This is a genomic window from Chryseobacterium elymi (genome assembly GCF_003385495.1).
GTDB classification, from domain to species: Bacteria; Bacteroidota; Bacteroidia; order Flavobacteriales; family Weeksellaceae; genus Chryseobacterium; species Chryseobacterium elymi.
Genome location: NZ_QNUH01000004.1, coordinates 223,503 through 236,271, shown reverse-complemented (window position 1 = coordinate 236,271; position 12,769 = coordinate 223,503). Strand labels below are relative to the sequence as shown.

Here is a 12,769-nt window from a genome sequence, read left to right as displayed (position 1 = left end):
GAAAAAGATATTAAGCATATTATTAATGAGTATATTACCGTTTACGTCGATTTTGGCGCAACGATTACTACCTTATCAAAAAGGTTTACAGGTCAGTGCTGGTATGTTTTCCAAAGACCAACCAAAGGACAATTATTTTTTGAATTTGGAGCTGACACAAAATCACAAAAGAGGAAACTATCATTTCATTTCAGCAGAATATCAGCGCAGGACAACATTTTACGCTGAAAATCCCATTCCCATAGAAACTTATTTATTGACAGGAGGATATAGTTTCCATCTTTTAGGCTTACCAAATAAAATTGTGAGTTTAAATTCAGGAATCGAAGCCAGTGGTGGTTATCAGCTGGTCAATCACAACATACTATTGCTAGCGGATGGTTCTCAAATCAACAATGAGAGCAGTTTTGTTTACGGTGCTGGAGGCAGGCTGACCATAGAGACATACCTTACCAATTTCATTATTCTGTCCATACAGGCCAGGGCGAAATACATTTGGGGAACGAATTTTAATCAGTTCCGTCCTTCAGCCGGTATTGGGCTTCGTTTTAATCTTTAAAATATATCCGTATGAAAACATTATTAGTAACAAAATTCCAGACTCGCTGGTTCATTTTACTTTTGAGTATTTGTTTATTATTCTCCTGTAAAAATGATGAACTTGATATTCAGCAGAACTTCCCATTTGAAGTTATCGTACTTCCTGTTAATAAGGCAATTGCAGTTGGTCATACAGAGGCAATCTCTATGAAAATTAAAAATACAGGAAGTTTTTCTGGCGTTCAATATTTCTTCCGGTATTTTCAATATGACGGAAATGGAAATTTGAACTATGAAATTGGTAAGACAGGTAAAAAAGCCTTTTTACCCAATAAAATATACTTTCTTTCCGATGCCAAAAGTTCGGAGATCACCTTCTATTACACATCACAATCCAACCTCCAGCAATCATTTGACATTTGGATACTTGATAATTTTGGAAATGAAAGACAATTGAGCTTTCAATTTAACAGTATTAAGTAGTGAAATGGGGCAGCTTTATGATCAAAGCTGTCTCATTTATTTTTTTTCCCATTAAACCTTAACGATGACGATTTCAGAAATCGATTATTTGCTCACAGTGGACTATCTAAAAAAAACACTTGATAAAGGTGACAAATATTTAGCCTATGGTTGGATAGCAGTATGCACCCTTGAAGACCTGAAATCACTTCCCACTTCCGGACTAATTGTGATGCGACAGAATATTGCTTTGAAAACACCACGGATCGTGATTTTGTGATTCAATTATCGGTAGAATGGATTTATAAAGCGATGCTGGAAGGCATTAAAGATCCTACCATACTTGTAAGAAAAGGAGATATAATCGATGTGGAGATGCCAGCTTTTTATTATGCTGACAAAGTGGAGAACGAACTAACAAAAACTGAAAATAAGGAGAACAGTAATGAAAAAAATAACGCAAAAGAAAAAACTGCTGAGCATGTCGGACGTTTTGAAAAAGAAAACCCAGTCACTCAGCAAAAAGATAAACAAGACAAAAGTCTTTCAGATCAGAAAAAGAACCGGAAACCGTAACGGAAAAAAGGAGGATTCAGGTTATAGATTAAATCAGGATTGCAGGATTATCCGGCTAGGGAAATGAAAATGGGGTTGTTTCACAATGAAACAACCCCATTTTGTTTAAGTTATATCTTATGAAGAAAATATTTTTTTGTATTTTTATAGAAACCAAATCACTGAATATGACACCGTTATTAGTTATGGGCATTAGCTCATTAATTCTTGGACTGGCGTTACGTTATTGGATAAACAGGCGTAAATTCTACCGTCGTGGTCCTGCAGGTGCAGAGGGCTTTTCCAGTTATGAGCGATCCGTCTTTATAACCTTAGCAGAAAGATTTGGCAAATGGATAGCGTATGCTCTGATCATTTTGGGTATTGGTTTTTTATGGACAGCAAAAACTTTCAAAAAAGATCAGGAAAGACGTCAGAAGAGTATTGAAGCCTATCAGAAATAAGCTTTTTTAAAGCCAAAGTTTCATATAATCATATCCTTATATCTCTGGTCGTAGAATTACGACAATTTCTCAAAAAGGTGGTGTAAAATTTTGTCATGAATTTTTATAGTTATATATTGGCTTTCCAAGTCACTAATTATTAACCTTTTAAAGCCGCTGATGAATCATTTATTTAATCTTCAAATCACCTCTTGTTGAGGTATTTCCGATAGTTTTTGCTATAATTATAAGCAAGTGAAATCAATGTAAACGAAACAGGGCCACCTATTTCTTTACAGTTGCCCTCAAAGAATCCCACCAGAAGGATTATATATTATTTAAACACAACCGAAAAAATTATTATCATGTTTCAAGAAGACAAGGATCTTTCCCATACCGGAAAGTATTCGGATAAGATGAATTATGAGAACGAATTCAAAAAAAATATAAACGTTGAAAACCTGAAGAACGATGCCTTAAAAGTCAAAGATGCTATAAGTTCAGGAAAACAGATGTTCAATAAGCCGATAACTCCTAATGTGGCGGAAATTTCCAACGAAAAGATCTGGAGCAATCAACCAACTTCAAAAATTTACAATGCCCAGGCAATACCGGAAAATGCAATTGCCGGTATTAACCGAGTTGTAAAACTTGACATTCACGTTGAAGGTAAACAAATTAAGCATTTTAAACATTTTAGATTAAAGCAGAAGGCATCTAACCATCATAAGTTTGAAATGGTTCTTGCGCACGATGCATTGGGAGATCCTGAAAACCATAATCTTGAAAACGCACAGAGCTTTCTAGGGAAAAGAATCACCGTTGTTTTTAAATATAAAGACGTGGATCAAAGCCCGGAGAGAAATTTTGTAGGTGTTATTACACAGATTGGCTTTTGTCAGGAAAGAGGAAGTTTAGGAAACATCGTTCTTAAGGGTTATAGTCCAACGATCCTATTAGACGCAGCTCCACATATACAAAGTTTCGGAGGTTCGCAACCGATAAGTTTGAACAGCGTAGCAAATGAAGTGATTAAAGAAGGCTTGGATCAAGGAAAATTTGATTTTCGTGTTGATGCTCTGCATGGTAATATTTCTTACAGTTGTCAATATGAGGAAACACATTTTAATTACCTTTCAAGAATTGCTGAAGCTTATGGTGAGCAGTTCTTTTATGATGGCGAGATTCTTCATTTTGGTAAATTGCCACCCCAGGAGAAACCAATAAAATTGGTTTATGGAAGCAATTTGAGTGATGTAAAGATCAAAATGAAGGCACAGCATGTTAAACCAACTTTTTATGGCTACAATAGTAGTAAAGATGAAAAGTTTATCGGAAGCAATTCAAAAATCACACATACTTCAGACATTGCAAAACGTGCTTATGAGATTTCAGAACGCACTTTTCAAACACCTTCTTTACGTGTTGCTCCTATCAAAGCGATATCTTTTATGGATATTGATGCTTCTCAAAAAGGTACAGCAGGGAGCAAAGCCGCTGAGGTACTCGTCACGTCTGGAAAAACAAGTTTGCCATTTCTTTATCCAGGATGCATAACTGATATAGAAATGCGTAAACCGGATTCCAATGAGACGACTTTCTTTACGAAATTAATGGTTATTGAAGCTCTTCATGAGGTGGATGCCAGAGGCTATTATGAAGGATCATTTAAAGCAATTGCCTCCGATACGGGCTTTCTTCCAAGACCAGAATATATCAATCCATTAGCGGAGCCACAGTTTGCAAAAGTAACATCCAATACCGATCCATTAAATCAGGGAAGAGTACAGGTACAGTTGGACTGGCAAAAAGGTCAGGATACCACGGAGTTCATCCGCGTTATGTCACCAGATGCAGGAAGCAGCGATAAAGTTGGAAAAAACCGGGGATTTATGTCCATACCAGAAGTTGGAGACCAGGTAATTGTCAATTATGTCCACCTGCATCCTGATCGTCCTTTTGTTATGGGAGGAATGTATCATGGAGGGATTGGCGCCGGAGGAGGAGAAGGAAATAATATCAAAAGTCTTAGTAGCAGAAGTGGAAATAAGCTAGAATTGAATGATGGTGAAGGATCTGTTTTCCTGACAGATCAAGGTGGGGCGAACATGAAATTTGATGGTGCTGGGAATGCGAACACCAATGCTACCAAGAATAAATCAGTTTCTGTGGGTGAAAAAAATACGGTAACTGTTGGAGATACTCACAAAACAGATGTTGGAAATGGTCAAAGTGTGCTTACAATGGGAAAAGATGGTGTCATTGATTTAAGCTCGCTGGAAAAGCTAACCCTGAAAGTTGGTGACAACAGTCTTGAAATCTCTACCGCAGGAATCAAGGTGAACGGAGCAAAAATAGAAATTACTGGCGAAGGTTCCTGGAGTGGTGGAAACGTATTTATTAATTAAGGTTATCTGAATGGAATATATAAATTTTAAGACCTTAAGTAATAAGAAATACCTCGTCAACATAATTAGCAATATGCTTCTAAATGGGATGGTGAGTGAAACAGAAGTGGAATTAAGGTGGATGCTTACACTTAAAGAAATAGGCTCCCACTATTATACTTTTGAACTTATTACGCTTGATCACCGTATGGTCAAAGCGGACAACATGGGATACATAGAAATTCACAAAGTTGTCACTCAATTACAAAAGGCTCTCAATGAAATCACTTTTACCGTAGATAAGCAGGGTAAACTTCTGCAGGTTAAAAATTTGGAACAGATAAAGGAACGATGGGAAGACGTAAAAGCCGAGACAATTGAATACAATAAGGCCAATACCTCATTGGTTGAGTTGTTTAAAATCCAAGATGAAGCTTTTGAAAAAATTGGCGGTGTCGATGCTATGGTCAAGGCTATGGAATTTTTTGACATATTTTTAAATAATATTTATGGCAGAGATTTTTTTGGTAGAATTAAAAAAACTATTCCTAATCTATTTAGGTCAGGTTCAATCCCTTTTGAGGTGAAGTATGATGGGAATAAAAGTCAGGATAAGGAAAATATCTACAATATCAAGATTGATGGGTATCCAAATATCGTAGCAGAGAATCATCTAAAAGATTTATATGGCGGGTTCCCGATTTTGGATTTTGATGCTTTAAAACCGGTCTATCTGTATAACGCACAATACAATATAGACCTATTGAGTGGATTTATTATTGATGGGGAGGTGAATTTTTCAGAGGCGATCAATGATAAATTTGGAGGTGAAGTTCATTATAAAATTAAACAGTATGAGTGAATCAGGACAAACCGGCTACGTAGCATTAACCAGTGATATGTATTTTACCTGTTCTTCTGGTCTTGCGCCGGCAAAGATGTACCCGACACAAACAAACCACGGGACAAAAGATAAATTCTATTATTTAGTTAAAGATGATACTGCAACACAACAGATGGGAGATTTCTGTTGTCGTTGGACAGTGGTCATAGCTGCGGCAATAGCGGCAGCTGGCATTGTTACGGGAGGTGCAGCATTGGTTGTATTAGCTGCCGTCGCTGTGGCAGCGAGTGCTGCACTTTGTGGAGGTCTGGCTGCTCCTTTCAGGAAGTGGGTAGGTTACTCCACGTTAAATGCATATGGTCGTAGAGATGCCTATTCTTTAACTTCAAAATGCCAAATGACTTGCATTATAGGTGGCACGATTACTTATGCAGAAGGAATTACAAGTACCTGGCAGGCTATGATCTACACCGCAAGAAACACAGGCTGGGCAGTTTTAGAAGGTGCTATGCTGGGTAAACTTGGATCGGCAGGGTTTGGCGCTTTCGCAGGAACAGCGACACCAACGATGTCTACAGCCTTGCTCAATTTTGCTTTTTTGAATGTTTCCGCAAGGGGAATTGCTGTTGTAGATCAAGTAGGCTTCGAGGGGATATTAAGAAATGGTAAAAATCTAAGCGAAACAGGTGACGAAGTTATTTCAGGTTTAACTATGTTTGAGCAACCTTTCATTCAGATATACCAAAAAGCAACTGGCGCAAATCCACAACCGTTGAATTGGCAGGATTTTTATTATGCAGGACTATCACTTGTTGGGCAAAGAGCGATGGTTGAAAGTGCGAAGACAAATCCAAATATGGCGGTTGGAATTTACAAACAGGGAGCGCAGACAGTTAATGCATTGAAAAATGGTAAGCTTTTTGAGCGTGTTACTTTAGAGGCCAGATTTGGATTGCAATCACTGTATGATAATCCTGTTTGGCGTGCTTTATGGGAACAAGCAAAGGAAAATTTACGAAACTCGGACACTAGAGCAGGTGAACATTTGAGAAATTATGAAAATGGACGCCGAGGGAAAATTGACCCAAATGATAACAAAAGCCCATCTTATGAACGAAAAGCTTTTGATGCTGTTAGAGATGAGTTTAAAAAAATAGCTAGGCGAGATAATGTGGAATTTCCAGAAGGCCCTATTCATCATAATAACTGGCCTATTGAAAAATATTCCGATCATGCAACAGATCCAAAGAATTTATATCCTACTGAACCGAAAACGGCGACAACAGATCAACATAGAGATATTCACAGGACTACAAGTACAGGGCCACATCCGTACAATACACCTGTAAGCCCAAAACATGAGAAACCACTATATGAATATAAACCACGTCCAATTGACGACAACGATAATGATTAAAAAATGAAAGAGCTACTTGATTTATTGGGAATTGATGACAGGGTACAGAAACTGTGTCTTGGTAATATTAGTGTTTTCAGGGAGTATAGTGGTTGGGAGTATTACGGCTTGAATGAAGTTAATTTAAAGAAAAACCATGCTTATCCACCGCTTTTTCTTCCGATAATTATTAATTATGACGCTACACCAATTTCTTATGGAATTACTAAACAATGGTTTACAGGAAGAGAATACTCATTTACCTACATGGAGTTCTCTGAACAATTTTTGAATGCAGAAATTGCTAGAACGGCAGATCAATTTATTGATAATCTAGTTTTTGAATATTTCATAGATTCAATTGAAGATAATGATATTAGCGATAGTAAAAAGTATACTGTGTTGAATCAACTAAGAACTAATTATAGTTTTGAAGAGATAAAAAGAATTTCAAGATTAAATTCGACACAGCGGGCTCAGTTGCTCAATTCTTATAAAGAACATAAACCATTATGGATGTTTGTCAATAATGTCAGTGAATATAAAGGAGCGTTTCCAACAGCAGAGAGTATATTAAATCAAAAGGCCCTTTTTGAGGCCACATTCTTTGAAATATCGCATAAAGAGTGGATTGGCTATAATGCAGAGAAAAGTATATTTTCATTTCTTAAGAAAGAATCAAAGTACAAAGCGTTAGATAATATTCCGGAATGGTTAAAGCCAGAAACTGACAAAAAAGAATCGTTTGAGAAATATATCAGTTCAGGTGAATTTAATAAAGCTTGGCTTATCATAAATGGTCCCGGTTTTAATCCAATTGAAGTTGGAGAAAGACTTCAACGCTTAAAGGAATTTTCAGATGAGAAGGCTTACCATTTATGGGCTGACTTCTGGTGTGATAGATATGGAGATATGGATAGTTTTATTTTTGTTTAAGTGTTGTTATTCTATGTTGGAAAATATATTAAATGAATTAAATTTAGGAAAGGAACTTAAATCATTGTATAAAGGTGAAATTCCGATTATTGATGAGTATAGCATGTTTAAGTTTTATATTGAAGAAACAAATACAGGCTCATTTGCTCATCCACCGTTTCTCATACCTTTTATGTATAGTTATGACGCAGACCATTATCATGTGGGAATTGTTAAACACTGGTTTTCAGACAGAAAAATTAGTTTTGGAGACATGACAGATGGATATGGGTTTCAAACAAGTGAAATTGCCAGAAACGAGAAACAACTGTTTTCGCGATTGTTGTTTAACGAATTCGTAAACAGCGAGGATTGTATTGTTACCGAAAGACTAGAAAAATGTGCGGCACTCATGGGGTTGAGTAATCAGGATTTTTTAGAATTTCAACAAGCAAATCAGAGCCATCAAGAAAATCCAGAATGTAGTATATCGGTAATCAATGCAAATAGACCACTTTCATGTCTAAAAGAAAATGAAATTTATGATGGTGAATTTCCCTCTAACGATAATCGGATAATTTTAAGCAATGTTCCAAAGTCTTGTTATTTTGAAATCTTTCACAAAGAATGGATCGGGTATAATAAGGATAAGTCAGGTTTTTCCTTTTTTAAAAAAGATCCAAAATATAAATCAATCGACGATATTCCCGAATGGCTTTTAGTCAATACAAATAAAAAAGAGCTATTTGAAAAGTATATTGTTACCGGAGAGTACGACAAAGCCTGGTTCACAATTAATGGTATTGGCTTTACTCCCAATGAAGTTGGCGAAAGACTATACCGCCTGAAAGAATTCACCAATGAGAAAGCCTATCATTTATGGACGGACTTTTGGTGTGAAAAGTATGGAGATATGGATAGTTTTATATTCATATAAGTGTAAGGCGAAATTAAAGAATGAAAGAAATTTTAAATGAAATTTGTTCAGATCCCAGAATAACTGAGATTTCTATGGGAACAATAAGACCCTTTAGTGAATATAGCGGTCGGGAATATTATGGAACTACATCTAAAAATGATAAAGCAGACTTTCCCTTTCCTCCTTTATTTATTCCGATCATAATTGATTATAATTCCACTCCAGTAGCAGAGGGAATTATTAAGCATTGGTTTTGTGAGCGAGAATATCCATTTGGATATATTGATTTTGGAAACGGTTTTCTAATAGGTGAGTCTGCCAGAAGCTCTGAACAGTTTATTGAAGGAATGTTATTTGAACAATTTATTGATCAATTCAATTATGTGATGACTGATGAATTTCTAAGTCTTGCTAAAAAATTGCAGATTTCAGAGGAAGCTTTATCTAAATTTTATGAAGTTAGTGAAAGGGAAACTAATAACACTGATTGTTATCTTCCGATTTTCATTGAGAATCAGCCATTAAACTGCATCTACAATAAAAATCACTATAACGGTAGTCATCCTAGCAATGAAGTAGTCATTATTGAAAGAAATATATTACAAGCTTCTTTCTTTGAAATCTTTCAAAAAGAATGGATTGGATACAATATCAAAAATAGAGGATTTTCATTTTTCAAGAAGAAACCCAAATACCAGCCCCTAGAAAATATTCCTGAATGGCTTAAACCGGATATTGAAAAGAAGGAATTATTTGAATACTACATGGTAAAAAAAGAATATGGCGAAGCTTGGCTTACAATGCGGGTGTATTCGCATTGGGATAAGCAAGAACTTCCTTGATTTGTCGTTCTTTTAATTCTCTGTTATTTCCGCTCGCCTGTTTCGATCCAGATATGGATATCTGGGATGCGAGATCTGCCAGTTTTCTGGCATCATTTACAGTAACGCCGTATTTATCATTTTTGTTAATCGACATGTCCTCCTGTTGACATGAAAGAATGCCCAAAGAGGCAACAAAAAGTAAAAGGTACTTAAATACTTTCATAGTGATTATTAGTTTAGATTAATATTGTCTACAATTCACTTCTAAGTTAATTAAAATATCAATTTAACCTATAATCACTTCTAAAAACTACACTTTTGGGTAATTTCAAAGAATATTTTTCCGATAAGTTTTAATTTAGATTATATCACTTAAATTTTAATGCTTGATGAATTTAATTATAATGGGAGATATAGATAATGGGTAACTAAGCTTTTTTTCTCGGAAGCCCAATCTCATGCTCCTGAGGATAAGGTGCTCGAAAAGTCATACTGACATCTTCTTTCATTCGCTCCTGTGTCTCAAACCGTTTCTCTTCATCGTGAGCATATCTTGGATCAGCCATAAATGGCATCTTTGCCATTTTGGTGATGGTAATCGTAGGGAAATGGAAATCAACCTCCACTATTCCCAAAAGTAGATAACAGCCTCCTCCTTGAAAAGGAAACTTTTCAAGGCAATCAGGAAAATGGGCGGTGTCAAAGTAATTCCCCTCAACATCGATCCAGGTTCCAAAATACATAGTTCCCCTTTTTGTGGGTACATGTTTTCTTGAAATCAGATACGCAAGCATTTTAACCTCTTTTTTGTGGTGGTTAACCAATTCACTTGCCATCACAGTTCCTCTGTACTTTGTCTGCAACAGATCAAAGGGTGTGCAAGACACCGGAAAAGATAGAATCTCAATCTCATCAAATGCATCTTCAAAGATGTTCCTTTTCAATTCTGGAAATTTAAATTCCTTAACAGGTTCTTCAAACAATGTTTCAAATCTACGTTCGGGTTTAAAATCCCCAAGAAGAACCCTTGCCTTTAAAAGCAATTCATTCTTCGGTACACCAGTAAACCGAAATGCCCCGATAAAGATCAAAATCTGCAAAGTTTCAATACCGATTGGAATCCTTCTAATAAAATCTTCCAATGATCGGTATGCTCCATTTTTTTTTCTCTCCTCAGGAATAAGCATTCCAAGTTTTGATTCTACCTTTTCCAGATGCATGAACCCCAAATAAATCTCATCACCGTAGATCGTTGTTTGCTGTTCACTCATGTTAACACATGGATTCAAAATCTTACCACCAGACATCCGTGCTTCATGAACGTACACTTCTGTGCGATAAAAACCTCCCATGTTATTGATCACGGATACCATAAACTCTAACGGATAGTAGACTTTAAGATACAGACTCTGGTAACTTTCCACAGCGTAAGACGCCGAATGCGCCTTACAGAATGAATATCCTGCAAAAGATTCGATCTGCCTGTAAATTTCTGTACTCAGGGCTTCTGGGTGTCCTTGCTTTCTGCAAGATGCAAAGAAATCATCTTTAACTTTCTGAAGTGCCGAAAGTGACCTACCTTTTCCACTCATTGCTCTTCGAAGAATGTCACCGTCAGCAGCCGAAACCCCGCCATAATGCAGGGCAATTTTTATGACGTCTTCTTGATAAACCATGATTCCGTAGGTTTCTCCAAGCTGCTGTTCAAAAACTGGATGGAAATATTCGAACTTATCCGGATTGTTGTGACGAAAAATATATTCCCGCATCATTCCAGATTGGGCTACTCCTGGTCGGATAATCGAAGATGCTGCTACCAAAACCTTATAGTTATCACATTTCAGTCGACGAAGTAACCCCCGCATCGCCGGAGACTCGATGTAAAAGCAGCCGATAGTTTTCCCTTTGCTCAGGAAATCATTACAGATCTCTTCATCTTTAGAAATGGCGGTGTCTTTGATATTAACGGTGATCCCCCTTTTTTCTTCCAGAAGCCGGACAGTATCATTAATCGTACCCAAACCGCGTTGTGATAGAATATCAAATTTTTCAAATCCGATTTCCTCAGCAACATGCATATCCCACTGAACAATTGGAAAGCCTTTCGGCGGCATTTCGAGTGCCGTGAAATTTGTTAACGGCTCTTCTGAAATAATAATGCCACAAGAGTGCATGGAGCGTTGGTTGGGAAATTTCTCTAATAATTTTCCATACTTCTGTACCTGTTTTACGATATCATCGCGAAATACTCTTTCGGGATATTTGCTTAATTCGTCCAGCTCCTCTTTGGGTAAACCAAAGGCTTTTCCAACCTCGCGAATAATAGAGCGGTACTTAAATTCCACATTCGTACCACAGAATGCTACATACTCCTTACCATATCGATTGAAAATATAATCTAAGATAATATCTCTGTCCTGCCAAGACCAGTCGATGTCAAAATCAGGCGGACTCTTGCGATTTTCATTTAAAAAGCGTTCGAAATAAAGATCAAGTTCCAAAGGACATATATCTGTAATACCAAGACAAAATGCAACAATACTATTTGCACCGCTTCCACGACCGACGTGCATAAATCCCATACTGTTGCTGTATCGTACAATATCCCAGGTAATTAGAAAATAACCGCTAAAGTTTAGCTCATCGATAACTTTCAATTCTTTTTCGACTCGTTTTGTTGCAGCTTCATGGTTTCTGCTATATCGCCTTTCCAACCCTGCGAAAGCCAACCTTGTTAAAAGCTGCAAATCATCCTTCTTTGAGCCTGTGTAAAATTTTCTGTTCCGTGGAGTTTCAAAAGCAAAGTCAAAACTACACTGCGAAAGTAATGAATTGGTATTGTGGATGATTTGTGGATAATTCCTGTAGGCATCCAAAATTTCTTGCGGAGGCCGAAAATATTCTTTCTTGGAACACACTTCACTTTCCGGTAATTTAGAAAGCAATTCATTGTTATCAATTGCTCTGAGAATCCGATGGAGATTATACTCTTTTTTAGTACTGAAGGTGATCGGGTGGAGTATAACCATTTTGATAATAAGTTTTTTATACTGTGGCCGGATCAAGAGATTTAGTTCTTCTTCACGAATGCCTATAAATTCATTTTCTTTCAGGATTTCTGGGATATTGGTTAAAGGATAAATGATGAAATTATTTGGCAATTTGGGTTGCAACGGTAATTCGAGACTATCACAGTTAGCCGATGTCAACATTCTGTTCACTTCTTCTAATCCGATAAATTCCTTTGCGATGGATATGTAGAGTAGGGTGTTGTTTTTTCGTACCTCTACTCCTACCATTGGTTTAATTCCCTGTTGTTCGCATTTTTTCTTGAATTCATAAATACCGGTAACCGTATTTATATCCGTCAAAACAAGCTCTTTTACTCCCAATGAGGAAGCTTGGGAAATAAGGTCATCTATTGATAATGTCCCATATCGAAGGCTATGGTATGAATGGCAGTTTAAAAACATAGTTTCACACT

13 protein-coding genes are annotated in these 12,769 nt (G+C 36.7%); 11 read left to right on the top strand and 2 right to left on the bottom strand.

Annotated elements, in window-relative coordinates; all coding sequences use genetic code 11:
- Positions 1-25: 25 nt before the first annotated feature.
- From DRF60_RS06540 to DRF60_RS06490, 11 genes are all read left to right on the top strand, one after another.
- Positions 26-559 carry a conjugal transfer protein TraO gene (locus DRF60_RS06540; RefSeq protein WP_157967935.1) on the top strand — a complete coding sequence of 178 codons (534 nt, stop codon included), beginning with the start codon at positions 26-28 and terminating at the stop codon, positions 557-559.
- Between the two features lie 11 nt (positions 560-570).
- Positions 571-1,023: a TraQ conjugal transfer family protein gene (locus DRF60_RS06535; RefSeq protein WP_116011293.1), complete on the top strand. Its 453-nt coding sequence runs from the start codon at positions 571-573 to the stop codon at positions 1,021-1,023.
- A 64-nt stretch (positions 1,024-1,087) separates the two neighbouring features.
- Positions 1,088-1,282 (top strand): hypothetical protein, encoded by a 195-nt coding sequence (locus DRF60_RS06530; protein ID WP_116011292.1) that lies wholly within the window; start codon positions 1,088-1,090, stop codon positions 1,280-1,282.
- Positions 1,279-1,578: a hypothetical protein gene (locus DRF60_RS06525; protein ID WP_123902649.1), complete on the top strand. Its 300-nt coding sequence runs from the start codon at positions 1,279-1,281 to the stop codon at positions 1,576-1,578. Before DRF60_RS06530 ends, DRF60_RS06525 begins: the two co-directional genes overlap by 4 nt.
- Before the next feature lie 119 nt (positions 1,579-1,697).
- Positions 1,698-2,021 (top strand): molybdenum ABC transporter permease, encoded by a 324-nt coding sequence (locus DRF60_RS06520; RefSeq protein WP_449384865.1) that lies wholly within the window; start codon positions 1,698-1,700, stop codon positions 2,019-2,021.
- Between the two features lie 344 nt (positions 2,022-2,365).
- The gene (locus tag DRF60_RS06515) at positions 2,366-4,408 is read left to right on the top strand and encodes a type VI secretion system Vgr family protein (protein WP_116011290.1); all 2,043 of its coding nucleotides are present in this window, start codon (positions 2,366-2,368) and stop codon (positions 4,406-4,408) included.
- Positions 4,409-4,418: 10 nt separating this feature from the next.
- Positions 4,419-5,249 carry a hypothetical protein gene (locus tag DRF60_RS06510; RefSeq protein WP_116011289.1) on the top strand — a complete coding sequence of 277 codons (831 nt, stop codon included), beginning with the start codon at positions 4,419-4,421 and terminating at the stop codon, positions 5,247-5,249.
- On the top strand, positions 5,242-6,648 hold the full coding sequence (locus DRF60_RS06505) for a hypothetical protein (RefSeq protein WP_123902648.1): 1,407 nt from the start codon (positions 5,242-5,244) through the stop codon (positions 6,646-6,648). Before DRF60_RS06510 ends, DRF60_RS06505 begins: the two co-directional genes overlap by 8 nt.
- A 3-nt stretch (positions 6,649-6,651) precedes the next feature.
- Positions 6,652-7,563, top strand: coding sequence for a hypothetical protein (locus DRF60_RS06500; protein ID WP_111959514.1), 912 nt, complete (start codon positions 6,652-6,654; stop codon positions 7,561-7,563).
- Between the two features lie 13 nt (positions 7,564-7,576).
- Positions 7,577-8,479 (top strand): hypothetical protein, encoded by a 903-nt coding sequence (locus DRF60_RS06495; protein ID WP_123902647.1) that lies wholly within the window; start codon positions 7,577-7,579, stop codon positions 8,477-8,479.
- A 20-nt stretch (positions 8,480-8,499) separates the two neighbouring features.
- On the top strand, positions 8,500-9,303 hold the full coding sequence (locus tag DRF60_RS06490; RefSeq protein ID WP_116011287.1) for a hypothetical protein: 804 nt from the start codon (positions 8,500-8,502) through the stop codon (positions 9,301-9,303).
- Here DRF60_RS06490 and DRF60_RS20990 read toward each other — a convergent pair.
- A complete protein-coding gene (locus DRF60_RS20990; RefSeq protein ID WP_123902646.1) occupies positions 9,257-9,439 on the bottom strand; it encodes a hypothetical protein in 183 nt (60 codons plus the stop codon). The genes DRF60_RS06490 and DRF60_RS20990 overlap by 47 nt on opposite strands.
- Before the next feature lie 274 nt (positions 9,440-9,713).
- Positions 9,714-12,758 carry a DNA polymerase III subunit alpha gene (locus tag DRF60_RS06485; RefSeq protein ID WP_116011286.1) on the bottom strand — a complete coding sequence of 1,015 codons (3,045 nt, stop codon included), beginning with the start codon at positions 12,756-12,758 and terminating at the stop codon, positions 9,714-9,716.
- Positions 12,759-12,769 lie beyond the last annotated feature (11 nt).

Coding starts and splice junctions, on each gene's coding strand:
- DRF60_RS06540 (WP_157967935.1), top strand. CDS start 26: ATGAGTATATTACCGTTTACGTCGATTTTGGCGCAACGATTACTACCT.
- DRF60_RS06535 (WP_116011293.1), top strand. CDS start 571: ATGAAAACATTATTAGTAACAAAATTCCAGACTCGCTGGTTCATTTTA.
- DRF60_RS06530 (WP_116011292.1), top strand. CDS start 1,088: ATGACGATTTCAGAAATCGATTATTTGCTCACAGTGGACTATCTAAAA.
- DRF60_RS06520 (WP_449384865.1), top strand. CDS start 1,698: ATGAAGAAAATATTTTTTTGTATTTTTATAGAAACCAAATCACTGAAT.
- DRF60_RS06515 (WP_116011290.1), top strand. CDS start 2,366: ATGTTTCAAGAAGACAAGGATCTTTCCCATACCGGAAAGTATTCGGAT.
- DRF60_RS06510 (WP_116011289.1), top strand. CDS start 4,419: ATGGAATATATAAATTTTAAGACCTTAAGTAATAAGAAATACCTCGTC.
- DRF60_RS06505 (WP_123902648.1), top strand. CDS start 5,242: ATGAGTGAATCAGGACAAACCGGCTACGTAGCATTAACCAGTGATATG.
- DRF60_RS06500 (WP_111959514.1), top strand. CDS start 6,652: ATGAAAGAGCTACTTGATTTATTGGGAATTGATGACAGGGTACAGAAA.
- DRF60_RS06495 (WP_123902647.1), top strand. CDS start 7,577: ATGTTGGAAAATATATTAAATGAATTAAATTTAGGAAAGGAACTTAAA.
- DRF60_RS06490 (WP_116011287.1), top strand. CDS start 8,500: ATGAAAGAAATTTTAAATGAAATTTGTTCAGATCCCAGAATAACTGAG.
- DRF60_RS20990 (WP_123902646.1), bottom strand. CDS start 9,439: ATGTCGATTAACAAAAATGATAAATACGGCGTTACTGTAAATGATGCC.
- DRF60_RS06485 (WP_116011286.1), bottom strand. CDS start 12,758: ATGTTTTTAAACTGCCATTCATACCATAGCCTTCGATATGGGACATTA.